The organism is Promicromonospora alba, from assembly GCF_042654905.1.
GTDB lineage: Bacteria > Actinomycetota > Actinomycetes > Actinomycetales > Cellulomonadaceae > Promicromonospora > Promicromonospora alba.
Genome location: NZ_JBHSFI010000005.1, coordinates 777,502 through 801,088 on the forward strand (window position 1 = coordinate 777,502; position 23,587 = coordinate 801,088).

Genomic DNA, 23,587 nt, shown 5'->3' on the forward strand with positions numbered 1-23,587 from the left:
GCCACGAGGCAAGGTCACCTCTCGCGCCGCAGCCCAGTGATTCGGCCCAAAGAACGCACGCTTGTTGGGCCGAATCACTGGGCCGGCGCGCCGCTGGCCGTGCCCCGGGCCACGCGGCTCGCCTTTCCGGCTTCCTCTCCGCGCTGGTGTCCCCGCCGCGCGTCGCGGTCGAAGATGCCGATGATCTCGCACGGCCCGCCCTCCGCGCCGATGGCGTGCGGGAGCATCGTCGGGAACTCGGCGGCCTGGTTGGTCTCGATGCGGATGCGCCGGTTGCCGAGCAGCAGGGTCGCCGTGCCGGAGATGACGACGAGCCACTCGCGGCCGGGGTGGGCGCGCATGCGCGCGGGGTTGTCCGGCGCCGGGCTGGTCATGCGCTGCCGGACGACGCTCATCCCGGGCTCGGCCTTGATCGACCATCGCATCCCGCCGTGCGAGCCGTCGACCGTCGGGTTGATGACGACGTCCTCCGTGTCCGTCTCGACGAGCTGGTCCAGTGACGTGTCGAGCGCTCGCGCCAGCGTGACGAGCTGGTCCAGGGCCAGGCGTCGCTGGCCGTTCTCGATGCGGCTGAGCGTCGACTGGCTGACCCGCGCACGGGTGGCCAGCTCCTCCAGGGACCAGCCCTGCGCGACCCGGAGGGCGCGGATACGTTTGCGCACCAGGCTGTCCAGCTCACCAGTTTCTTGCGTCATGAGCAAGATCCTATGCCCATGCCGCAAGACAGGGCTAACGTCTTTCGTGTCCGGCCCGCCACCCGGGGCCGCGCCACGAAAGGGAATGAGACATGCCTGCAACCAGCTCCACGCCCACCGGAGAACTGCCGGACGAGACCGTCGACGCCGTGGTGATCGGCGGCGGCGCGGCCGGGCTGAACGGCGCGCTGATGCTCGCCCGGTCCCGCCGCTCGGTCGTCGTGATCGACGGCGGCACCCCGCGCAACGCGCCCGCCGAGGGGGTGCACGGGCTGCTCGGCCTGGACGGCACTCCCCCGGCCGAGCTGCTGGAACGGGGCCGGGCCGAGGTCCGCGGCTACGGCGGCACGGTGCTGTCCGGCGAGGTGATCAAGGCGGCCCCGGCCGAACCGTCCGCGGACGGCGACCCGCGCTTCACCGTCACCCTGGCCGACGGCGCCACGCTGCACGCCCGCCGCCTCCTGGTCGCCACCGGCCTGCGCGACGTGCTGCCCGACGTCCCCGGCCTGGCCGAGCACTGGGGCCACAGCGTCGTGCACTGCCCCTACTGCCACGGCTGGGAGGTGCGCGACGAGCCGATCGGCGTGCTGGCGACGGGTCCGATGTCGGTGCACCAGGCGCTGCTGTTCCGCCAGCTCACCGACGACCTCGTCTACTTCACGCGCGGCACCGCCCTCGACGACGACGCGCGGGCCCGCTTCGCGGCCCGCGGCATCCGCGTCGTCGACACCCCCGTCGCCCAGGTGGTGGCGGCGGACGGCGGAGGCATCGCCGGGGTCCGGCTGGACGACGGGCAGCTCGTGGCCCGGCGCGTGCTCGCCGTCGCGACCACCGTGCTGCCGCGCATCGAGGGCCTGGAGGACCTCGGGCTGCCGCTGCAGGACCTGCCGAACGGGATGGGCCGCCATGTCGTGACCGGCATGGCCGGGACCACCGAGGTGCCCGGCGTGTGGGTGGCCGGCAACACCGCGGACCCGTCCGCGCAGGTCGGGGCGTCCGCCGCGGCCGGGGCCCTGGCCGGCGCCCACATCAACGCCGACCTGGTCAACGCCGACACGACCGCGGCCCTGGCATGAGCGGGCCGGATACTGGCACGCCCGGTTCGAGCACGCCCGAGCCCACCGGTCCCGACGCCCGCCAGCGGCGCACCATCCTGATCGCCGTCTGCATCGCGCTGATGGCCGTCATCGCGTCCGTGTCCGGGCTCAACGTCGCGCAGCCCGACCTCGCGATCACCTTCGACGTCTCGCAGGGCACGGTCCTGTGGATCATCAACATCTACACGCTCGGCCTGGCCGCCCTCCTGCTGCCGCTCGGGGCGGTCGGCGACCGGTTCGGCCGCAAGCCCATGCTCGTCGCCGGCCTGGCCGTGTTCGGTGCGGCGAACGTGGTGGCCGCCGTGGCGCCGTCGGCCGAGGTCATGCTGGCCGCTCGGTTGGCCGGTGGGGTCGGCGCGGCGATGATCATGCCCATCACGCTCGCCATCATCACCTCGACCTTTCCCCCGGCGGAGCGGGGTCAGGCGATCGGCGTGTGGACCGGCGTCGCGGGCGGTGGCGGCATCATCGGCATGTTCCTCTCGGCCGCGCTCGTCGACCTCGTGACGTGGCGGTGGCTGTTCGCCCTGCCCGTCGTGCTCGTCGTCGTCGCGCTCGTCATGGCGCTGCGGTCCGTGCCCAACTCGCGCGAGACGTCCGGGCACCCCTTCGACACCGTCGGCGCGCTGACCTCGGTCGTCGCCATGGTGGGCCTGATCTTCGTCCTGCAGGAAGGTCCCGAACGCGGCTGGACCGCCCCGCTGACCCTGCTCGGCCTGGTCGTCGGGGTCGCCGCCGCAGTGGCCTTCGTGGCCTGGGAGCTGCGCCGCCGGGACGCCGCACTGCTGGACGTGCGGCTGTTCGGCGAGCGCTCGCTGGCCGGCGGCTCGATCACGCTGCTGGTGGTGTTCGGGGTGCAGGCGGGCATCTTCGTGGTGCTGTTCCCGTTCTTCCAGGCCGTCCTCGGCTGGTCGGCGCTGGTGTCCACCCTCGCCATGATGCCGATGGCCGTCCTGATGATGGTCGCCTCCGGCCTCGCCCCGCGGCTGGCCCAGCGGGTCGGCCCCCGGGTCACCATGGCGGCGGGGATCCTCCTGGTGGGCACCGGGCTGGCGCTCATGGCGTCGGCCGTCTCGGTCGACGGCGGCTATCCGTCGATCCTGCCCGGCATGCTCACCATGGGCCTCGGCATGGGCCTGTCGATGACGCCCTCGACGGAGGCCATCACCAGCGCACTGCCCAGGGAGCGTCAGGGGGTCGCGTCCGCGCTCAACGACGTGACCCGCGAGCTCGGCACCGCGCTCGGCATCGCGCTGCTCGGCGCACTCCTGTCGGCGGGCTACCGCAGCGCCATCGACGCGCGGCTCGACGGCGTTCCCGACGGCGCCGCCGACGCCGCCCGGCAGGGCGTCGCCAACGCGCTCGACGCGGCGACGGACGCCGGCCCGCAGGCGCAGGCACTGGTCCGGGCCGCCCAGGAGTCGTTCGTCGAGGGCTGGCAGAGCGCGATGTGGGCGGGCGTCGTCGTCATGGCCGTCTTGTTCGTCTACGTGCTGGTCCGCGGGCCCCGGTCGCCGTCGGACACCCCTGCGGGCATGCCAGCGGACCAGCCGGAGCCGGCCCGGGCGGCCGCAGGCTAGCCCCGGGCAGAGGAATGCCGGTGGGCTCCCGCAGCCATCTGCGGGAGCCCACCGGCTCGTTCACGGTCGGACGGACGACCTCAGTCGCAGGCGTCGCAGCGGCCCGTGGCGGGCAGCTGCATGTAGCAGCCCGGGCAGCTCGCCGGAGCGGCGTCGGGCGCGTGCGCGAACGTGTTGGTCTGCGTACCCGAGAATCCGGCCATCAGGACGCGCTTGTACCCGCCGCCGGCCTGCTGGATGTCGACGAAACCCTTGTTGAAGAAGGCGGACGCCTCCTGACCGGGACCCGGCGAGACGGCGACGTACGAGCGGGACGACGGGATCCAGATGCGGGTCTTGTCGAGGCCTTCGGCCATCTCGCGCATGACCGGCCGGTGCACCTGCGGGATGGGCAGGGCCTCCAGGGCGGCCTCGAACGAGTCGAAGTCGTCGTGGCTCACCGTGGTGAGGGACACGAGGCACGTCTTGCACACCTTGAACTTCTGCCTGTCGAGCTCGGTCGCGGGCTGAAGAGCGGCCAGGCGATCCTCGGACAGGTGCTGGCAGGCCCTGCCGTGCAGGACCTTGCCGTATGGAACTCGGAAGAGAAGCTCTACCGGGATCTCTGCTCCTGCCACCGCAGGGGTCTCGCTGGACGTAGTCACCACTCAAGTATCGCTGCTGAAAGTAGCCTGTGGGGCCGCTCAGGCCAACTTATCTTCGGCAGGCGCCCGAGCCGGCCTCGCCGACCGGGCGTCCGTGCTCGTCAGAGGCCCGCCCTCGCGTGGTCCGTTCCACATGGTCATGCCGATGCCGTGGCCCGCGGCCTGCGGAGCCGGCTGATCTCGGCGACGGCCGCCATGAGCCCGAAATTCACCCGGACGGCCAGGGTCGATCGAGCCCTCAGCTGGAGCGCGCCCGCACGAGACCGAGGTCGATGACGCTGCGGCCCGTGTCGACCACCGTCTCCCGCACCGGCCGCATGCTCCAGCCGAGCTCGCGCCGGGCCTTGTCCGCGCTGACCTGCTCGGCGCTGCCCACGAAGTCGAGGCCGAGCCGCACCTCGCGGTCGAACCGGCCGGCCGTCCACAGCATCCAGTAGGGCATCCGCCGGCGGGGCACGCGGTACCCCTGCGGCCCGAACTCCTCGCCGAGGATCTGCGCGATCTCGCCGAACCACACGTTCTCGCCGGCACAGATATACCGGTTGCCGGCTGCGGCGGGCGTCTCGACGGCCAGCACGTGCGCCCGCGCGACGTCTCGCACGTCGACCGGCGCGAACCCGAGCTCCGGGACCGCCGGGAGCTCGCGGTTCAGCAGGCGGCGGACCAGCGCCACCGACGTGCCGGCCGCCGCATGCTGGAGCGGGCCGAGCACGAGGCCCGGGTTGATCACCACCAGCTCCAGCTCGGGATGCTGCGCCGCGAAGTCCCATGCGGCGCGCTCCGCGAGGGTCTTGCTCTTCGCGTACGGGGCGGTCCGGTCCAGGTCGCTCCAGTCCTCCTCGGTCCGACGGCGCTCACCGTCGCCCGGCCTGCCCGCCGTGATCGCGGCGAGCGACGAGGTCATGACGACGCGCCGCACACCCGCCCGGGCGCTCGCCTCCAGGACCCGGCGCGTGCCGTCGACGGCGGGCCGGACGAGCTCCGCCTCGTCCCGCGGCGGTGTCGCCGGAAAGGGTGAGGCCATGTGGAGCACGTACTCCTGGCCGGCGGTGGCCGCGTCCCAGCCCTCGTCCCCGGACAGGTCCGCCTCGACCAGCTCGAGGCTTCCGCCCAGCGCGTAGGCGATCTGGTGCAGGTGCGCGACCCGCGCGGGATCCCGCAGGGAGCGCACCGTCCCGCGCACCTCGTGCCCGCCCTTGATCAGCGCCTCGATCGCGTGCCCGGCGATGAACCCGGTAGCGCCGGTGACAAGAATCCTCGACATCACGTCTCCAGTCTGAGCGGTGATTAGATTATGAACACCGTATAGATTGGGGCCATGGAGGTCAACAGCGTGCGCAAGCGCGAGACGTATCACCACGGCTCGCTGCGTGAGGAGCTGGTCGAGGCGTCCGTGCGGCTCATCGAGACCGAGGGGATCGGCGCCGTGAGCCTGCGGCGCGTCGCCCGCGAGGCCGGCGTCAGCCCCGGAGCGCCGTACCACCACTTCGCCGACCGGGCCGCTCTGCTGTCCGCGATAGCCGCCCGCGGTTTCGACCTGCTCACCCAGGACCTGCTCGGCGCGGTCGGCACGTCGCCGGGCGCATCGAGGACCGACGACGTCGTGCGCGTCGCCGCGGCCTACGTCGCCTTCGCCCGGCGGCAGCCCGGCCACTTCCAGGTGATGTTCCGTCCCGAGCTCTCCCAGCCGGAGAAGCATCCGGCGGTGCAGGAGGCCGGGGACGCCGCGCTCAAGGTCCTCACCGACCTGGTCGACCGGCTCGGCGTCGCCGACCCGCAGGCCGTCGGTATCACGCTCTGGGCCCTGGGCCACGGCCTCGCGTCGCTGACGCTCGACGGCCAGCTCGCGCTCAAGGCCGAAGCCTGGGGCACCGACCCCGACGACCTGCTCGCCAGGGCGCTGGGCCAGATAGGCCGCTCGTTCGACGTCGGCGACCCGGGTGTGGCCGCTCCCTGAGACGCCCCGCCCACGTCAGGCTGACCGGTCGCGTCACGTCGTCCAGTGGAGGACCAGCGGGATGGTTCCGGCCGCCAGGAGCGTCTGCACGCCGGTGATCGCCGCCATCAGCCGGACGTCTCCCCCGAGCCGCGCGGCAAGGACCGCCGCCGACGGCGCCGTCGGGACCGAGCTGATGATCACGACGATGCCGTAGGCGACGCCGGAGATGCCGAGCTGGGTGGCCAGCAGGGCCGCGCCCAGCGGGACGGCGAACAGCCTGAGCACCGAGGCGACGGCGATCGGCAGCGCGTCCTGGCGCCGCATGCGCAGCACTATCGAGGCACCGGCGATGAGCGTGCCGCACGCGATGGCCGGGCCGGCGAGCATGCCGAGCAGGGACGTCAGGAACTCGGGCAGCCGCAGGCCGGCGAGGTTGAGGGCGAGCCCCGCCGCGCAGCTGAGGATGAGCGGGTTGAGCGCCAGCTCGCGCCAGACGCCGCCCCGGGGCCGCGGACCGGCCCCGGCCCGCGCGCCGTGGACCGCCAGGGCGCTCACGCAGATCACGTTCACGAGGGGCACCAGCACGGCGGTCGCGAGCGCGAAGACGGCGACGCCCGGGCTGCCGTGCATCGCGGAGGCGAAGACGAGCCCCACGTAGGTGTTGATCCGGACGCTGCCCTGCAGCAGGGACGTGAGCGCCGGGCCGTCGATCCGCAGCAGCCGGCGCAGCGGGAGCACGAGGCCCGCGACCACCACGATGGGCGCGCCGACGCTCGCGGCGAGCGGTAGCGCGGGCACCGCCGACAGGTCGGCCACGGCGATCGACCCGACGAACAGCGCGGGCGTGAACACGTAGTACGTGAGGCGCTCCAGCCCGCGCCAGAAGGCGTCGGCGGGGAGTACGCGGCGACGCAGGACGGCGCCGAGCGAGAGCAGCAGGACTATCGGCAGGATCGCCGTGATGACGAGGGGCACCACCCCACCGTGATGCAATGGGTCAATGCAGTTCAACCATGACAACATGACGGGCACCGCTCTGTCGGTGGCCCTCGTCAACCTGGACGGCGCCGGCGACTGGTCGCGCGACGCCGCTCTGGGGGTGCTGCTGGACCACCACGTGCGCCGCGCCGACCTGACGGACGGCGCCGCACACGAGCTGCGCACCTGGACGCGCGCCCTGCGCCGGGTCTTCGAGGCGGGCTCCCCCGACCAGCGCTGCGACGCCGTGAACGCCCTGCTCGCCGCGGGCGCCGGCCGGCCGTACCTCACGACCCACGACGGCCTGCGGCCGCACCTGCACTTCGCGCCCGACAGCGATGACGTCGTGGGGCGGGTCAAGGCCGTCACGGCCGGCAGCCTGTCCTTCTTCACCGTGGAGGCGGAGGGCGCGCGCCTCGGCGTGTGCGCGCGGACCGGGTGCGGCACGGTGTTCGTCGACACCAGCCGCAACGGCCGCCGCGTGTACTGCACCGCGCGCTGCGGCAACTACGACGCCGTGACGCGCCACCGCACCGCCCGGCGGTCGTGAGGAGATGCCGCATGCCCGCCACTCGTCACGGCCGACCTTCACTCCCAGCGCACGCCGAGCCGGTTGGGCTCGACGTCGACACCAACACGGCGGCCAACGGCAACGTCGCCCAGCTGTGGACCTGCGGCACGGCGACGGGCCAGACCTGGTCCATGGGCGCGGACGGCACCGTCCGCGCGTTCGGCAAGTGCCTCGACGTCGACGCCAACGGCACTGCCAACCACTCCGGAAGCGGTTCGCCGGAGGTCGGCGGGACGGGCCACGTCAGGGGCGCGTCCCGCCGTCCTCCGCTCCTGCACGTGCGCGCCGGACGGCGCTGGTCGCCAGCGTGGTGTAGCTCATGGTGAAGCTTCCGCCCATCGAGTCGACGGCGGCCCCGACCGCGTCGAGGATCTCGGCGGTCCTGTCGCGGGGAAGTCTGGTGAGGCCGCCGGTGGTGGGCAGCAGCTCCAGCCACTGGTCGCGCGTGTACTGCCGCTCCCAGTCGAACCGCCACAGCTCCGGCTCCTCGAACCGTCCGGTCTCCCGGATCGTGTCGGCGACCTTCTGGTACCCCGCCTCGTACAGAGCGAGCGGGTTCCTGGCCGGACGGCCGCTGAACGGCAGGTCCGGCACCACCCGCCGGAGAGCCGCGGCGAACGGTTCCGCGGCCTCGGCGGGCGGCTCGTACACGTGCCCGAAGACCGCCAGGCGCCCACGCGGACGCAGCACCTCCGCGACCTTCTCCGCACCCACGAGCTGATCCACCCAGTGCCAGGACTGCGCGGCGATCACCGCGTCGAACGTGCGGCCGGACGGCTGCCAGCCCTCGAACGTCGCCACGTCGGTCTCCAGGCCGCGGGCCCGCGCGAGCTCGGCCATCCGCTCGTCCGGCTCGACACCGAGCACCGCGCAGCCGGCGGCCTGGAACTGGCGTGCGGCGATGCCCGTGCCGGTACCGACGTCGAGCACCTCCGGCCCAGGGCTCCCGGCGATGACCCGGGCCACCAGCTCGCCGGGATAACCGGGGCGAGCCCGGTCGTAGCGCTGTGCGTCCGTACCGAACGACTCGGCCACCTGCCGGGCCCTGTGCGGTTCTGGCGCCGACCTCTCAGGTCGGCCCGAGGGTAAAGTGGGCATGCGCCCACTTTAGTGGGCGCATGCCCACTTGGCAAAGCACGTCGGTTACGCGAGAGGATCTGTGGATGCCGACCGGGGTGCACCTTCGTGACGCGCGGCAGCAGCTGTTCGACGCCGCGGAGCGAGTGCTGCTGCGGGACGGGCCGGGCGCGCTGACCAGCCGAGCCGTGACCGACGAGGCGGGTACCGCCAAGGGGGTGCTGCACCGGCACTTCGGCGAGTTCGACGGCTTCCTCGCGGAGCTGGTCCTCGACCGGGCGACGCGGCTCGAGGCGGAGGCAGGCACGCTGCGCGAGTCCGTCGGTACCGGCACGGTGGCCGGCAACCTGGCGACCGCCCTGACCACCCTGTTCGGGCCGGTCGCGCTCGCGATCATCCCGCTCATCACCTTCCGGGACGAGCTGCGTGCCCGGCTCCGGCAGGCCGTGCCCGGGGGCGGCACAGCGATCCTCTCCCAGGCCACCGCCGCGATCTCCGCCTACCTGTCGGATGAACGCGCGCTGGGCCGCATCGCGGCCGGCTCCGACATCGAGTCGCTCACCCTGTCCCTGGTCGGCGGCGGGCATCTCCTGTTCGCCGACCAGAACCCCGGTCCGCCGACGGCCGCCGCCGTCACCAGGTACGTCACGTCCGTGCTCGAACCCGTACTGCCCGCTTGACTTCATGTCGACCTGAACTCGCACGATGGGCCCGGCACGATCAGGCCCGAGCGAAAGAGGACACATGGACGCGCAGCACTGGGACGAGCGGTACAGCAGCCGGGACCGGCTCTTCAGCGGGAACCCCAACGGGGTGCTCGTCACGGAGGCCGCAGGTCTGGCACCGGGCCGGGCCCTCGACGTCGGCTGCGGCGAGGGCGCAGACGCGATCTGGCTCGCCGGGCACGGCTGGCAGGTCACCGCTGTCGACATCTCCCGGGTCGCGCTGGACCGTGGCGCGGCGGCCGCAGCCGCTGCGGGACTCGCGGAGCAGGTGACGTGGCGGCAAGCGGATCTCACCACCACGCCACCGCCCACGGGCCCGTTCGACCTGGTGTCGCTCCAGTACTTCCCGCTCCCGAACCGGCCGGACCACGCAGCGCTCCGCCGTCTCCTGGACGTGGTGGCGCCCGGCGGCACCCTGCTCGTCGGCAGCCATGACATGGCCGACCTGGCCACGTACCGGCACCCCGACTTCGACCCCGCCGACTACTACGCACCCGGCGACATCGCGCGGCTCCTCGGCGAGGGCTGGGCGGTCCAGGTCGACGAGAGCCGCCTGCGCACCGCCGCCCCGCCCGAGGGCACGCACCACGTCCACGACACCGTCCTGCGCGCCGTACGGTCGCGCTAGGACGGGTCAGTGCGGTCGTGTGAGCAGGGGCGGCTCAGACCGCCGACAGCGCCGAGAGCGCGCGGCCCATCTCGGCGTTGAACTCCTCCGGCGTCAGCGGCAGCCGGGCCTTGATGTCCCGGCTCCACTGGTCGGCGAGCACCTCGGCGGAGCCCGCTTCGACGCCGTCGAGCACGGCATCCACCAGGTCCGACGGCGCGAGCTTGTCCACGGGCCAGCCTGCCGCCATGTCGGTGTCGGCGAGGCCCAGGTGGACGCCGGTCACGAGGGTGCCCTGCTCGGCGAGCTCCAGGCGGACGCCGTTGGTCATGGCCCATGCGGCGCCCTTGCTCAGGTGGTAGGCGTTGGCGCCGGCGATCCCGAACCACGACATCGCGGAGAGGACGTTCACGATCGCGCCCCCGCCGTTCGCGGCGAGAGTCGGCGCGAGCGCCCTGATCAGGCCAAGGGGTCCGAGCGTGTTGGTCTCCAGCTCGAGCCGTACCGCATCCATCGAGCCGGTCACGAGGCCGGTGCCCGTCGAGATCCCCGCGTTGTTGACGAGCAGCGAGACGTCGGGGGCAGCCGCGGCCGCCGCCCGCACGGAATCGGCGTCGGTCACGTCGAGGGCCAGCACCTCCACGCCGGGGAGGTCCACGGTCTCGGGACGGCGGGCCGTGGCGTAGACCTTGCGCGCACCCCGTTCGAGGAGACGCTGGGCGAAGGCGCGGCCCAGGCCGCGGTTGGCTCCGGTGACGAGGGCAACTGAGTTGTTGATGTCCATGCCCGGAACGCTAGGACCTGACGTTGACGTCAGGGTCAAGTGCGACCGGCGGCCCCGGGCGTGACGTCGGCGACCCACCGGGTCGCCGACGTCGTTCCCCGCCCGGGGCGAGCCGTCACGCGTCGAGGACGACGGCGATGACCACCGGTTCCCGTCGCGAGCTGCGCGCGAGCGACCGCGCGACGGTGGTCGCGATGATCTCCTCGAGCTGGTCGCCGGCGGTGGTCTTGTTCCGCGTGGCGTCCGCGAGCGCCTTGTCGACGGCGCGCGAGGCGTTGTCGAGGCTGTCCTGGCCGTGCACGGAGCCGCGGTGGAGGTACTCGAGGGGTTCGGCCAGCTCCGCGGTCCCGGAGCGGAGGAACGCCAGGACGGTCAGGACGCCTGCCGCGCTGAGCTTGCGCCGGTCGGCGAGGGTGTCCTCGGTGACGTGGCCGACGGTCTGACCGTCGACGTAGACGAGGTCGTTCTCCACCTGGCCGACGATGCGCGCGACCCCGTCGACCATGTCGACGACCACGCCGTCACGGACGATCAGGACGTTGTCCGTGGGGACGCCGGTGCGCTCCGCCAGGGCGCCGTTGGCGCGCAGGTGCTTGGGCTCGCCGTGGACCGGCATGACGTTGCGCGGGCGCAGGATGTTGTAGCAGTAGACGAGCTCGCCGGCGCTGGCGTGCCCGGAGACGTGGACCCGGGCGTTGCCCTTGTGCACGACGTTCGCGCCCAGGTCGGTGAGCTTGTTGATGATGCCGTAGATCGCGCTCTCGTTGCCCGGGATCAGGGAGCTGGCGAGCAGGACGGTGTCGCCGTCGCTGATGCGGACCTCGTGGGTCTCGTTGGCCATCCGGGCCAGGGCCGCCATGGGCTCGCCCTGGGAGCCGGTGCAGATGAGCGTCACCTTGTTCGGCGGCAGGTTGCGGGTCTTGGCGTAGTCGATCACCAGGCCGCGGGGGACGGTGAGATAGCCGAGCTCACGCGCGATGCGCATGTTGCGCACCATGGACCGGCCGACGAACGCGACCTTGCGGCCGCGGGCGTCCGAGGCGTCCAGGACCTGCTGGATGCGGTGGACGTGGCTGGCGAAGCTGGAGACGATGACGCGCCCCGGCGTCGTCGTGAAGACCTGGTCGATCGCGGGGGTCAGCTCGGTCTCGGAGATGGTGAAGCCCGGGATCTCCGCGTTGGTGGAGTCCACCAGCAGCAGGTCGAGCCCCTCCTCGCCCAGGCGGCCGAAGGCGCGCAGGTCCGTCAGGCGCCCGTCGAGCGGGAACTGGTCCATCCGGAAGTCACCGGTGTGCAGGACGACGCCGGCGGCGGTCCGGATCACGACGGCGAGACCGTCGGGGATCGAGTGGTTGACGGCGATGAACTCGAGCGCGAACGGGCCGGCCGCGTGCCGGCCGCCGGCCTCGACGTGCACCAGCACGGGCTTGATGTTGTGCTCGGTGAGCTTGGCGGACAGGAACGCGAGCGTGAGCTGCGAGCCGACGACGGGGATGTCCGGCCGCTGCTTGAGCAGGTAGGGCACGCCGCCGATGTGGTCCTCGTGCCCGTGGGTGAGCACGATGGCCTCGATGTCGTCGAGGCGGCTCTCGAGGCTCGTGAAGTCGGGCAGGATGACGTCGATACCGGGCTGGGTGTCCTCGGGGAAGAGGACCCCGCAGTCGACGACGAGCAGCTTGCCCGCGTGCTCGAAGACCGTCATGTTGCGGCCGATCTCGCCGATGCCGCCGAGCGGCGTGATGCGCAGGCCCTGCGACGGTGCGACAGGCGGGCGGCTGAGGTCTCTTGGTGCGGTATGCATGGTGTCCCTCCGGAACAGGTTAGCTGCCGATGAGCTCGGGGTCCTCGCGGCGTGGGACGACCGCCAGGATGGACCAGGGCTCACCGGGTCAGGCCGCAGGTGCGGCGCTGTGGGTACTGCTGTGGTCTGTGGTCAGTGGCCGGCGCCGAGGTTTCCGGCGAGCCGCTGGTGCCGTGCTGCGGAGTCGTCGTTCATGCCGACGATCGTCACGCTCTTGCCCCTGGCTTCGTACTTGGTGGTCACCGCGTCCAGCGACGCGACCGTCGAGGCGTCCCAGATATGGGCGTTCGTCATGTCGATGACGATGTCCTTCGGGTCGCCCGCGTAGTCGAACTGGTAGACGAGGTCGTTGGACGAGGCGAAGAACAGCTCACCCTCGACGGCATACACGAGGGGGCCGTCGGTAGCCCCGCCCGCTACGGGTTCCAGGCGGGTGACCGATGTGAAGTGCGCGACTCGGTTGGCGAACAGCACCATCGCGACGAGCACCCCCACGATCACGCCGTAGGCGAGGTTGTGCGTGACGACGGTGACGACGACCGTCGCCACCATGACCGTGGTCTCGGACCGGGGCATGCGCCGCAGCGTCGCCGGGCGGATCGAGTGCCAGTCGAACGTGCCCACCGAGACCATGATCATCACGGCCACGAGCGCCGCCATCGGCATGATCGCCACGACGTCGCCGAGGCCGACCACGAGGATCAGCAGGAACACGCCGGCGAGGAACGTCGAGAGCCGGGTCCGCGCGCCCGACGACTTCACGTTGATCATGGTCTGGCCGATCATCGCGCAGCCGCCCATGCCGCCGAAGAAGCCGGTGACGATGTTGGCCGCGCCCTGGCCCAGGGTCTCGCGGGTCTTGTTCGAGTGGGTGTCGGTGACGTCGTCGACCAGCTTGGCGGTCAGCAGCGACTCCAGGATGCCGACCAGCGCCATCGCCAGCGCGTAGGGCGCGATGATCCGCAGCGTCTCCACGGTGAGCGGCACGTCCGGGAACAGCAGGCTGGGCAGCGAGTTGGGCAGCGCACCCTCGTCCCCGACGGTGGGCACGTTGATGCCCGCGAGGACGACGGCGGCCGTGAGCAGCACTATCGCGACCAGCGGCGCGGGAACCACCCTGGTCAGCCGCGGGAAGAAGACCATGATCGCGATGCCGGCGGCGACCAGCGGGTAGACGACCCACGGCACGTCGACCAGGTGCGTGACCTGGGACAGGAAGATGAGGATCGCCAGGGCGTTGACGAAGCCGACCATCACCGACCGGGGGACGAACCGCATGAGCTTCGCGACGCCGAGCAGGCCGAGGACCACCTGGATCACCCCGCCGAGGAGGACGGTGGCGATCAGGTAGTCGAGCCCGTGCTCACGCACCACCGGCGCGACGACCAGCGCGATGGCGCCGGTCGCCGCCGAGATCATCGCCGGGCGCCCGCCGAGGAACGAGATGGTGACGGCCATCGTGAACGACGCGAACAGGCCGATCCGCGGGTCGACGCCCGCGATGATCGAGAAGGCGATCGCCTCGGGGATGAGGGCCAGTGCGACCACGAGGCCTGCCAGGACCTCCGTACGCAGGGTCCGGACCGAGCTGAACGCGGCCCTGAACGAACCCGAGGCGGTCGCCTCCGGAGCGCCCGAGACAGGGGTCGGCGCCGGGGCAGAACCGGGTAGGTCGGCAGGGCTGAGTGACACGCAGAAAAGTTCCTTCGGGCTCTGAGGTGGCGACTATCTCCTGGCAGAGGCGGAGGTGCGCGGACTTGATCCTATCCGCCGACGGCGGCACTCACGCCTTGCCGAGCCCGTCCGGGTCCCGCAGCATGTGCGACTCGACGAGCTCGTGCCGCCGGAAGTACGTGGTCGCGACCGCCTGGATCGTCGCGGCGACGGGCAGCGCGAGGAACGCGCCCAGCACCCCGAAGACCGCGCCGAACGCCAGCACCACCAGCAGGCTGACCGCGGCGTTCATCTCCAGCGCGCGGGCGGACACCTTCGGCGCCAGGTACAGGTTCTCGAACTGCTGGTAGCCGATGACGAACGCGAGCACACCCAGCGCCTGGGGCCAGCCCTGCGCCGTGAGCGCCACCATGGTGGGCAGCGCGCCACCGAGGTAGGCGCCGATGGTCGGCACGAACTGGGAGACCACCCCGACGAAGACGGCCAGCGGTAGCGCGTACGGCGTCTGCAGGATCGCGAGGAACACGAAGGTGACCACCGTCGAGACCGCCGCCAGCACCACGCGGGAACCGATGTAGTCGGACACCTTGCCCTGCGTGACCTCCCACAGGTGCAGCATCTCCTGCTGCCGCGCCGGCGTCAGCCAGCCGCACACGGCCGCACGGAAGCGCGGCCCGGCCGCGAGCAGGTAGTAGGAGACCAGCAGGATCGTCAGGGTGGCGAGCAGCCCGCCCACCACCGTCGTCCCCACCAGCAGCGCCCCGGACGCGACGTCCTCGCCGAACCGGTCGAACGCCTGCCGGATCAGGTTCTCGGACTCGGGGATCTCGATGCCGAAGCGCTCGACGACAAAGCCCTGCAAGCCCTCGTAGAGCCGCGGGACCGACTGCGCGAGCTCGACGAGCTGCTGCACGAACAGGTTGCCGAACAGTGCCATCAGCACGATCACCACGACGAGCGACCCGAGCAGCGTGACCGCGGCGGCCAGCCCGCGGCGCCACCCCTGCCGCACCAGCCAGACCGTGCCCGGTTCGAGGGCCAGCGCGATGAAGACCGCGATGAGCACGTTGATGAAGAGCCCCTCCAGCTTCCCCATCGCGTTCCACGCGAAGATGGCGACGAACACCGTCACCACGGCCAGGAACAGCGCCCGGGGCAGCCAGCGCGGCGGGCGCGGGGAGTCGGGCGCCCCGGGCGGCGGGATCGGCTGGTCCGGCTGGTCCGCCGGAGGCTGGCCCGGCGAGAGCTGGTCAGGACCGGTTGGCACGTCAGGACCGGTAGCGCCGGTCTCGGACGAGCTGGGCGACGTCATGCCAAGACCGTAGCCCCCGCTCCCCCCGCGGCCCGGCGTTCCCCTGCCGGAGTGTCGAGCGTCAGACCCCGCTGGCGACCAGCGGGATGAGCGGCACGTCAGGGTGCGCGCGCTCGAACGCGCGGGCGTGCCAGACGTCGCGCAGCAGGACCAGCGGCGTCCCGTCGCCGCGCCGCACCACCTCGACGCCCGGGTAGCCGGCGATGATCTCGATGTGTTCCGGCGCGGCCTCGCGGGCGAGCGAGAGCCCGAGCGTCTCCATGCGGATCGGCGCGGAGAACTCGTGCTCCATCCGGAAGGTCGCGACCTCGAACTGCAGCGGGCCGACGGCCGCCAGGATCGGGTTGCCGTCGCCGCGCGCCTCCGAGACGAGGACCTGGACGACGCCCTCCTGCTCCAGCTGGGAGATGCCCTTGCGGAACTGCTTGGAGCGGCCCGGGTCGGCCACGCGCGCGGCCGCGAAGTGCTCCGGGGCGAACACCGGCATCGGCGGGAAGCGCACCTTCGGCCCGGCGGAGTCGAACACCGTGTCGCCGACGGCGAGCGTGCTGGCGTTGACCAGGCCAACGACGTCGCCCGGGTAGGCGTCCTCGACCGTCGACCGCTCGCGGCCGAAGACCGACAGGGCGTACTTGGTGGCGAACGGCCGGCCCGTGCGCTCGTGCGTGACGACCATGCCGCGCTCGAACCGGCCCGAGCACACGCGGATGAACGCGACGTGGTCGCGGTGGTTCGGGTCCATGCCGGCCTGCATCTTGAACACGAACCCGCTGAACGGCTGGGTGACCGCACGCTCCCCGTCGTTGACGTCGGGGCGGGCGCCCGGTGCGGGGGCGAGATCGACGACGGCGTCGAGCAGCTGGCGGACGCCGATGTTGGCGAGCGCCGCGCCGAACAGCATCGGCGTCGTCGTGCCCGCGAGGAAGGACTCGCGGTCGACGGGCTCCAGGAGCTGCACGCTCTCGACGGCCTCGGTGTGGTCGTCGCCGAGGGCCTCGGCGGCGGCCTGCGGGGTGAGCACGCTCTCCTCGGCGATCGACGCGCCGCCCGGGGCGCGGCGGTAGGTGCGGACCTCGCCGCTGGCGCGGTCGACCAGCCCGAGGAACCGGCCGGCCTCGCCGATCGGCCAGGTGAGCGGCGTCGGGCGAAGATTGATGCGCTCCTCGAGCTCGTCGCACAGCTCGAGCGCCTCGCGGCCGGGACGGTCCCACTTGTTGACGAACGTGATGACCGGCACGCCCCGGCGTCGGCAGACTTCGAACAGCTTGAGCGTCTGCGGCTCCAGGCCCTTCGCCGAGTCGAGCAGCATGACGGCGGCGTCGACGGCGGTCAGGACCCGGTAGGTGTCCTCGGAGAAGTCGGCGTGGCCGGGCGTGTCCAGCAGGTTGATCACGACGTCGCCGTAGGCGAACTGGAGCGCGGCGGAGGTGATCGAGATCCCGCGCTTCTGCTCCATCTCCAGCCAGTCGGAGACGACGCCGGCGCGGTTGCCCTTGCCGTGGACGGCCCCGGCCTCCTCGATGGCGTGCGCGTGCAGCGCCAGCGCCTCGGTCAGCGTCGACTTACCCGCGTCGGGGTGCGAGATCACGGCGATGCTGCGCCGTCGGGCCGCCTCGACCTGTACCGGACGGGTTTCAGAAGTAAGGACGGTCACCGAGACTCACCGATCTGTACGTGCTGCAACAACCACACCTGTCTGATGCTGAACAGCGCCCAACTCTACCCGCCCCACCCGGCCCCCCGTTGAGTGCTGGATATTTGCGCCCCAAACCCTCTCAGGAGCGCAAATAGCCAGCACTCAACGGAGACTTCTTACCGTGTATACATGGTGTGTATAGTTGCCGCCATGAGTATCGGACATGCGTTGCTCGGGTTGCTCGAGGGTGGGGCGCGCCACGGGTACGACCTCAAGCGCTCCTACGACGAACGCTTCGGCCACGACCGGCAGCTCGCGTACGGCCAGGTCTACTCGACGCTCGCCAGGCTGCTGAAGAACGGCCTCGTCGAGGTCGAGTCGGAGCCCGGCGCGGGCCCGGAACGCAAGAAGTACGCGATCACGGACGCGGGTGTGTCCGACGTCGCCGCCTGGCTCGCCAAGCCCGAGAAGCCCGAGCCCTACCTGCAGAGCACGCTCTACACGAAGGTCGTGCTCGCCCTGCTCACGGGTCACGACGCCGAGGACGTGCTCGACACGCAGCGTTCGGCGCACCTGGGCCTCATGCGGGAGCTCACGCGGCGCAGGGACGGCGGCGATCTGGCCGACCAGCTCATCTGCGACCACGCGCTGTTCCACCTCGAGGCCGACCTGCGCTGGCTCGAGCTCACCGCCGCGCGCCTGCAGCAGCTCGCCGCGCAGGTCCGCGCGTAACAAGCGGCCGCACCCGCCCGTACCGCGGGCCGACCTGTCCCCGCGGGTCGAGCCTGTCGAGACCACACCCTGGAGCCCACATGCCCACCGAACCACTGCTCACCGCCGAGAACCTGCAGCTCAGCTTCGGCTCCACCACCGCACTGGACTCCGCATCGGTCGAGGTGCACGCCGGCGAGGTGCTGGCACTCATGGGCCCGTCCGGGTCGGGCAAGTCCACCCTGCTGCACTGCCTGGCCGGCATCCTGCACCCGGACTCCGGCCGCGTGACCTACGCCGGACGCGACCTCACCGCCATGCACGACGACGAGCGCAGCGCCCTGCGGCGCGGCGAGTTCGGGTTCGTGTTCCAGTTCGGCCAGCTCGTGCCCGAGCTCACGTGCCTGGAGAACGTGGCCCTGCCGCTGCGGCTGGGCGGCGCGCCCCGGCGCGCGGCCCTGAGCAGCGCGAAGGCCTGGCTGGAGCGCCTCGAGGTGTCGGACGTCGCGGACAAGCGTCCCGGGCAGGCCTCTGGCGGGCAGGGGCAGCGGGTAGCAGTCGCTCGCGCCCTCGTGACCCGGCCAAAGGTCGTCTTCGCCGACGAGCCGACGGGCGCCCTCGACTCCCTGAACGGCGAGCGGGTCATGCAGCTCTTCGTCGCGGCGGCCAAGGAGACGGGGGCCGCTGTCGTGCTGGTGACGCACGAGGCGCGTGTCGCCGCGTACTCCGATCACGAGGCCGTCGTGCGCGACGGCCGGGTGCGGGCACGGGAGTACGTCCGATGAGGCGGTTGGACGACCTCGCCCTCGGCATCCGGCTCAGCGTCGGCGGCGGGCGGTCGGGCTGGGTCCGGCTGGCCCTGATCGCCGTCGGCGTGGGGCTCGGGGTGACGATGCTGCTGATCGCCGCCAGCATCCCCACGGTGCTCGACGCCCGCGACGCGCGCGACGGGGCCCGCTCGGTGAACGCGGATCAGGAGCTGAGCCTCGGTTCGCCGTCGGCCCTTGTCCAGGAGGTCCGGTCGGCGTATCGCGAGGACCCCGTCGTCGGGCTGATGGTCCAGCCGGAGCACGACGACGCCCCGCTCCCCCCGGGTGTGACCGAACAGCTCGCGCCGGGCGACCTCGTGGTCTCCCCCGCCCTCGCCGCCCTGCTCGCCTCCGCCGACGGTGCGGCGCTGCAGGGCCGGTGGGGCGACCGGGTGGTCGGCACCATCGGCGACGAGGGCCTGACCGGCCCCGAGGAGCTGAGGTTCTACCTGGGCACCGACCAGCTGACCGTAGCGACGGCCACCCGCATCCAGTCGTTCGGCGGGGCCGAGTCGCTCGACGAGTCCCTGGACCCCACGCTGCTGCTCCTCGTCCTGGTGGGCATGGTCGTGCTGCTGCTCCCGGTCGCCATCTTCGTCAGCACGGCGGTGCGGTTCGGCAGCGAGAGCCGGGACCGCCGGCTCGCGGCGCTGCGGCTCGTCGGGGCCGACGTCGGCATGACCCGCCGGATCGCCGCCGGAGAGACGCTCGCGGGCGCCGCGGGCGGGCTGGCCGTCGGCACCCTGCTGTTCCTCGCGATCGCGCAGCTGGCGGGCTACGCCGTGCCGGCGAGCATGAGCTTCTACCCGGAGGACCTGCGTCCCGTGCCGGTGCTCGCGGCCCTGACCGTGGTGCTCGTCCCGGTGACGACGGTGCTGGTCACGCTCTCCGCGCTCAAGCAGGTGCTGGTCGAGCCGCTGGGTGTGGTCCGGCGCAGCGGCGAGCGCCGACGGCGGTTCTGGTGGCGGCTGGTCTTCCCGGTCGCGGGCGTCGCGCTGCTGACGCCGTTGCTCGGCGGGCTCGACGGCTCGCTGGGCAGCCAGGTGATGGTCGTGGCCGGGCTGGTCCTCGTGCTGGCGGGCGTCGCGTTGCTGCTGCCCTGGCTGGTCGAGGCGACCGTGCACCGGCTGAGCGGGGGCAGCGTCGCGTGGGAGCTCGCGGTGCGGCGCCTGCAGCTGGACAGCGGGACGGCGGTGCGTGCGGTCTCGGGGATCGCCGTCTCGGTCGCAGGCCTGATCGCGATACAGGGGCTGGTCGGGGCGATCGGGACGCTCAGTGCCGACTCGCAGGCCGACACCAGCACGTTCCAGGCCGCGGTGTTGGACATCGAGCCGGACGGACGTTCCGCCGGGACCTGGACCAGTGCGCTGGCCGGGGCCGAGGGCGTGACGGCGGTCGGGGAGCTGACCTCGACGTGGGCACAGACCGAACCCGCCGGCGACGACGAGATGCTCGTCGAGTCCGGCACGTGCGAGGTGCTGGCCCAGGAGGCCCGGCTCAGCGCGTGCGCCGACGGCGACGTGTTCGTCGTCCTCCCGGAGGGTGCTTCCGCCCCGGCAACCGGCAGCACCTACCTGGTCGGTCCCGAGGGGAGCGACGACGCGCGGTGGACGCTCCCGGCGTCGGCCGAGGTGGTGGACCCGCCGGACGGCGGCGTCAACGCGATGGGCGGGCTGCCCGCGCGGATCCTGGTGACGCCCGGAGCCCTGGCGGGGATCGGGCTCGATCCGGAGTCGGTGACCGCGTACGTCGCGCTCGATCCCGCCGTACCGGACGCCCTGGACCACCTGCGCACGGCGGCCGCGCAGGTGGACCCGGCCGCGTACGCCTCGTCCATCGAGCAGGAGCGCATCGCATCCGTCCTGGGCGGCGTGCGGCAGTCGCTGCTGGTCGGGACGGTGGCGCTGCTCGTGCTGATCGGGGCGAGCATGCTGGTCAACGTCGTCGAGCAGCTCCGGGAACGGCGCCGGCTGCTCGCGGTGCTGGTCGCGTTCGGCACGCGGCGTCGGACGCTCGGCGGTTCCGTGCTCTTCCAGGTGGCCATCCCCGTCCTGCTCGGGCTGACCCTGGCCGTGGCGACCGGCTCGGGCCTGGCCCTGGCGCTGCAGACGGCGGTCGACGCCCCGCTCACGTTCGACTGGGTGGGCGTGGGGGTGACGTCCGGGGCGGCCGCGCTCGTGGTGCTCCTGACGACTGCCGCCGGTCTGCCGCTGCTGTGGCGCCTGACCCGCCCGGGCAACCTCCGCAACGAGTAGCCCTCCATGGTCGTGGCGGGATTTACCTCGACGGCTCCGGAGCGGACCTCAGCGGCGCACCGGCGCGCCCGAACCGGAGCACCACGGCGCTCCCGAGGACGAGGACGAGCGCCCCGGCGGGGATCGCGAGAGGGCCGCGCAGGCCGCCCGTGTCCCCCGCGACCGTGAGCCACAGCAGTCCGGCGACCGCTGCCGCGTACGCGCCGACGACCGGCCCCGTCCGGGCGAGCGACGCCGCGAGGCCGGCCGCTGCCCGCGCCCGCCGGCCGTCGACGGCACCCGCGGGCGACCGCCGGGCCGCGGCACGGGTCTCGACCGGAACGAGCAGGACCACGAGCACCGCCAGGATGGCCGCGAGCGCCACGAGCCACGGCACGCGTCCGAGCCACCACTCGACGGTGCCCGGGTCGCTCGGCGGCAGGAGCCCGAGCGTATCGAGGGCGTAGGCCCCGACGAGCGCGGCGACCAGGTGCCACAGGTACACGGTGACGACGACGGTGTTGACGGCAACGACAAGGGTCCAGGGGCGGGGTCGGGCGAGCCACCGTCTCGACCGCCGCGCCACGAGAGCGACCAGGCCGAGCTGGGTGGCCGCGAGGGCCAGGAGCGCGAGGCTCGGCGGCGACGAGTTCTGGATCGCGGCTCCCGACACGGTCACCATGCTCACCGGGTAGGGCCCTGGCCCGGTGAGGAGCAGGAGGGTGCCCAAGCCGACGACGACGAGCGTGACGGCTTGCCGGGTCCCGAGCCGCAGGGTGCCGTCGTGCCAGGCGTAGCCGACCTGGTGGATGGCGATCCAGCCGAAGGCGAAGCTGGCGGCCGCGGCGAGCTCGTTGCCCGTCGCGAGGCGCAGCACGTCGCCGACCGCGACGCCGGCCACCAGCACGGCCGGCACGCCGAGCCCGTGGCGTTCGTGGAGCCGGTGGGTCAGGGGCGTCAGCGCGGTCACGGCGAGGTAGACGACGAGGAACCACAGCGGGAGGACCACGAGCGCGACGGCCTGTGCGACGGCGTCGAGCGGGACGCCGAGCAGCCGGGCCACGGCCGCACACCCCGCCACGACGAGCAGGAACACGGTGACCGGCGGGAACAGCCGGGCGCTGCGGTCGAGCAGCCAGCTCGTGGCCGTCCCGCCACGGGTACGCCTGTTGGTCCAGGAGATGGCGTTGGCTGCGCCCCCGACGAGGAAGAACACGGGCATGACCTGGAACAGCCAGGTCAGCGCATGCGCCTCCGGCAGCGCGGGCAGGGCGCTGAATCCGGTGAGCTGCCCGTCGCTCGTGCGCTCGACGGTCACGATCAGCCAGTGCCCGAGGACTACGGCAGAGATCGCGGCGGCGCGCAGCAGGTCCAGTTCACGCCGACGTGACGAGGGCGTCCGCGCCACGAGGTCCTGGATCACCACCGTCACCACCTCGGCGGGTGCACGTCCATGCACACCCTGGATCTCAACGTTAACGCCGCCACGCCTGGAAGACGGCAGGACCAACGACCCTAGGTTGTGGGCGTGTGACCCTAGGTTGTGGGCGTGCGATCCGGGAAAGGTACTTCTGGCCGGTACCGCGGGCGGCGGCACGACACCAAGCATGGGGCCATGCCTCCTACCTCGGTCGAACCGCCTCCGGCACACCCCCGCCTCGTCGCCCTCGACGTGATCCGCGGCTTCGCGCTGTGCGGGATCCTGATCGCCAACGTCATCCCGATCAGCGCGTCCGTCGCCTCCGACGCCCCCGTGACCACCGCCCTCACCACCGCTGGGAACGGCGCCGTCGACTGGCTGCACCTGCTCGTCGACCAGCGCTTCTTCCCGATCTTCTCCCTGCTCTTCGGCATCGGGTTCGCGCTACTCGGAGAGTCGGCCACGACCCGCGTCGCGCGCCCGCGGCTGATCCTGCTGCGCCGGCTGCTCGTGCTGCTCGCGCTCGGCCTGGCGCACCTGCTCCTGCTCTGGCCGGGCGACATCCTCACGGTCTACGCCGCGGTCGGGCTGCTCGTGCTGCTGCCGTCCACCTGGCTGCCGCGACGGGCAGTCGCGGGCCTCGCCGCCCTCTGCCTGGCGTCCGCGATCCTGCTGGGCGCCGGGCACTACGCCATGGTGCCGGGGCTCTTCCTGCTCGGCACCGCCCTGACCCGGTACGGCGTGACCCGCCGCATCGAGGACTCGACCCGCGCCCCGGCCCTGCTGGCGCTCGTGCTGGGCGCGGCCGCCGTGCCCGCCGCCTGGGCGCAGGCCTCGTTCGAACGCGTCGGAGACATCGACACGCCGGGCTACCGCATGGCCTTCGCGATCGCCGGCGTGCTGATCGCCGGGGTCTACGTCTGCCTTTTGCTGGTGCTGTTCCGTTCCCCCGCGCGCCACGTGCTGCACGCGCTGTTCGCACCCTTGGGGAGGATGGCGCTGACCAACTACCTGACCGCCACCGTCCTCGTGCTCGGCGTCGCGCACGTCGTCGGCCATCCGGAACGCTGGTCGTCGAGGACCGTGCTCGTCATCGCGGGCACCGTGCTGGCCGCCCAGTGGCTGTTCTCGACCCTCTGGCTCCGCACGTTCCGGTACGGGCCCCTGGAGTGGGCATGGCGCTGGGCCACCTGGCTGCGCCGGCCGCCGCTGCGAGTGACGAGCCGGGCGACCAGCAAGACAACGGGCCCGACGGCCGAGCGACGCACGCCGTCGACCCTCGTAACCTGAGCA

At 72.4% G+C, this 23,587-nt stretch carries 21 protein-coding genes; 10 read left to right on the top strand and 11 right to left on the bottom strand.

The genetic code is table 11. From position 1 onward, the window contains the following. Positions 1-74 precede the first annotated feature (74 nt). Positions 75-695 (bottom strand): helix-turn-helix domain-containing protein, encoded by a 621-nt coding sequence (locus tag ACFO6V_RS18400; RefSeq protein WP_377137726.1) that lies wholly within the window; start codon positions 693-695, stop codon positions 75-77. Between the two features lie 92 nt (positions 696-787). Here ACFO6V_RS18400 and ACFO6V_RS18405 point away from each other — a divergent pair, with 92 nt between their 5' ends. Together ACFO6V_RS18405 and ACFO6V_RS18410 are read left to right on the top strand one after the other, a co-directional pair. Next, entirely contained in the window at positions 788-1,771 is a 984-nt protein-coding gene (locus tag ACFO6V_RS18405) for an NAD(P)/FAD-dependent oxidoreductase (RefSeq protein ID WP_377137728.1), read from the top strand. Continuing rightward, on the top strand, positions 1,768-3,372 hold the full coding sequence (locus tag ACFO6V_RS18410) for an MFS transporter (protein ID WP_377137730.1): 1,605 nt from the start codon (positions 1,768-1,770) through the stop codon (positions 3,370-3,372). Before ACFO6V_RS18405 ends, ACFO6V_RS18410 begins: the two co-directional genes overlap by 4 nt. Before the next feature lie 80 nt (positions 3,373-3,452). Here ACFO6V_RS18410 and ACFO6V_RS18415 read toward each other — a convergent pair whose 3' ends face one another. Beyond that, positions 3,453-4,016 (bottom strand): hypothetical protein, encoded by a 564-nt coding sequence (locus ACFO6V_RS18415; RefSeq protein WP_377137732.1) that lies wholly within the window; start codon positions 4,014-4,016, stop codon positions 3,453-3,455. Between the two features lie 238 nt (positions 4,017-4,254). Next, a complete protein-coding gene (locus ACFO6V_RS18420) occupies positions 4,255-5,280 on the bottom strand; it encodes an SDR family oxidoreductase (protein ID WP_377137734.1) in 1,026 nt (341 codons plus the stop codon). Between the two features lie 54 nt (positions 5,281-5,334). On the opposite strand from ACFO6V_RS18420, the gene ACFO6V_RS18425 reads away from it, so the two are divergent. Beyond that, positions 5,335-5,973, top strand: coding sequence for a TetR/AcrR family transcriptional regulator (locus ACFO6V_RS18425; protein WP_377137736.1), 639 nt, complete (start codon positions 5,335-5,337; stop codon positions 5,971-5,973). A gap of 33 nt (positions 5,974-6,006) precedes the next feature. Here ACFO6V_RS18425 and ACFO6V_RS18430 read toward each other — a convergent pair whose 3' ends face one another. Next, positions 6,007-6,930, bottom strand: a complete 924-nt coding sequence (locus ACFO6V_RS18430; RefSeq protein WP_377137738.1) for an AEC family transporter — start codon at positions 6,928-6,930, stop codon at positions 6,007-6,009. A 46-nt stretch (positions 6,931-6,976) separates the two neighbouring features. Here ACFO6V_RS18430 and ACFO6V_RS18435 point away from each other — a divergent pair, with 46 nt between their 5' ends. Next, entirely contained in the window at positions 6,977-7,483 is a 507-nt protein-coding gene (locus ACFO6V_RS18435; protein WP_377137740.1) for a CGNR zinc finger domain-containing protein, read from the top strand. Between the two features lie 264 nt (positions 7,484-7,747). Here ACFO6V_RS18435 and ACFO6V_RS18440 read toward each other — a convergent pair whose 3' ends face one another. Continuing rightward, on the bottom strand, positions 7,748-8,602 hold the full coding sequence (locus tag ACFO6V_RS18440) for a class I SAM-dependent methyltransferase (RefSeq protein ID WP_377137742.1): 855 nt from the start codon (positions 8,600-8,602) through the stop codon (positions 7,748-7,750). 65 nt (positions 8,603-8,667) lie between these two features. On the opposite strand from ACFO6V_RS18440, the gene ACFO6V_RS18445 reads away from it, so the two are divergent. After that, positions 8,668-9,261: a TetR/AcrR family transcriptional regulator gene (locus tag ACFO6V_RS18445; RefSeq protein ID WP_377137744.1), complete on the top strand. Its 594-nt coding sequence runs from the start codon at positions 8,668-8,670 to the stop codon at positions 9,259-9,261. A gap of 64 nt (positions 9,262-9,325) precedes the next feature. Continuing rightward, positions 9,326-9,934: a class I SAM-dependent methyltransferase gene (locus tag ACFO6V_RS18450; RefSeq protein ID WP_377137746.1), complete on the top strand. Its 609-nt coding sequence runs from the start codon at positions 9,326-9,328 to the stop codon at positions 9,932-9,934. 34 nt (positions 9,935-9,968) lie between these two features. On the opposite strand, the gene ACFO6V_RS18455 is transcribed toward ACFO6V_RS18450, so the two are convergent. From ACFO6V_RS18455 to ACFO6V_RS18475, 5 genes are all read right to left on the bottom strand, one after another. Continuing rightward, positions 9,969-10,697, bottom strand: coding sequence for an SDR family oxidoreductase (locus tag ACFO6V_RS18455; protein ID WP_377137748.1), 729 nt, complete (start codon positions 10,695-10,697; stop codon positions 9,969-9,971). Positions 10,698-10,812: 115 nt separating this feature from the next. Continuing rightward, entirely contained in the window at positions 10,813-12,498 is a 1,686-nt protein-coding gene (locus ACFO6V_RS18460) for a ribonuclease J (RefSeq protein ID WP_377137750.1), read from the bottom strand. Positions 12,499-12,630: 132 nt separating this feature from the next. Beyond that, positions 12,631-14,190 (bottom strand): SulP family inorganic anion transporter, encoded by a 1,560-nt coding sequence (locus tag ACFO6V_RS18465; protein WP_377137752.1) that lies wholly within the window; start codon positions 14,188-14,190, stop codon positions 12,631-12,633. Positions 14,191-14,281: 91 nt separating this feature from the next. Continuing rightward, a complete protein-coding gene (locus tag ACFO6V_RS18470; RefSeq protein ID WP_377137754.1) occupies positions 14,282-15,484 on the bottom strand; it encodes an AI-2E family transporter in 1,203 nt (400 codons plus the stop codon). A gap of 61 nt (positions 15,485-15,545) precedes the next feature. Then, the gene (locus tag ACFO6V_RS18475; RefSeq protein WP_377137756.1) at positions 15,546-17,138 is read right to left on the bottom strand and encodes a peptide chain release factor 3; all 1,593 of its coding nucleotides are present in this window, start codon (positions 17,136-17,138) and stop codon (positions 15,546-15,548) included. A 192-nt stretch (positions 17,139-17,330) separates the two neighbouring features. Here ACFO6V_RS18475 and ACFO6V_RS18480 point away from each other — a divergent pair, with 192 nt between their 5' ends. The 3 genes from ACFO6V_RS18480 (at position 17,331) to ACFO6V_RS18490 (ending at position 20,895) form a co-directional block, all read left to right on the top strand. Further along, the gene (locus ACFO6V_RS18480) at positions 17,331-17,852 is read left to right on the top strand and encodes a PadR family transcriptional regulator (protein WP_377137758.1); all 522 of its coding nucleotides are present in this window, start codon (positions 17,331-17,333) and stop codon (positions 17,850-17,852) included. A gap of 80 nt (positions 17,853-17,932) precedes the next feature. Continuing rightward, a complete protein-coding gene (locus ACFO6V_RS18485) occupies positions 17,933-18,616 on the top strand; it encodes an ABC transporter ATP-binding protein (RefSeq protein ID WP_377137760.1) in 684 nt (227 codons plus the stop codon). Continuing rightward, positions 18,613-20,895 (top strand): FtsX-like permease family protein, encoded by a 2,283-nt coding sequence (locus ACFO6V_RS18490; RefSeq protein WP_377137762.1) that lies wholly within the window; start codon positions 18,613-18,615, stop codon positions 20,893-20,895. Before ACFO6V_RS18485 ends, ACFO6V_RS18490 begins: the two co-directional genes overlap by 4 nt. Before the next feature lie 22 nt (positions 20,896-20,917). Here the strand turns inward: ACFO6V_RS18490 and ACFO6V_RS18495 are convergent, their stop codons facing one another. After that, positions 20,918-22,333, bottom strand: a complete 1,416-nt coding sequence (locus tag ACFO6V_RS18495; RefSeq protein ID WP_377137764.1) for an acyltransferase family protein — start codon at positions 22,331-22,333, stop codon at positions 20,918-20,920. 156 nt (positions 22,334-22,489) lie between these two features. Between ACFO6V_RS18495 and ACFO6V_RS18500 the strand changes: the two genes are divergently transcribed. Next, entirely contained in the window at positions 22,490-23,584 is a 1,095-nt protein-coding gene (locus tag ACFO6V_RS18500; RefSeq protein WP_377137766.1) for a DUF418 domain-containing protein, read from the top strand. Positions 23,585-23,587: the final 3 nt, after the last annotated feature.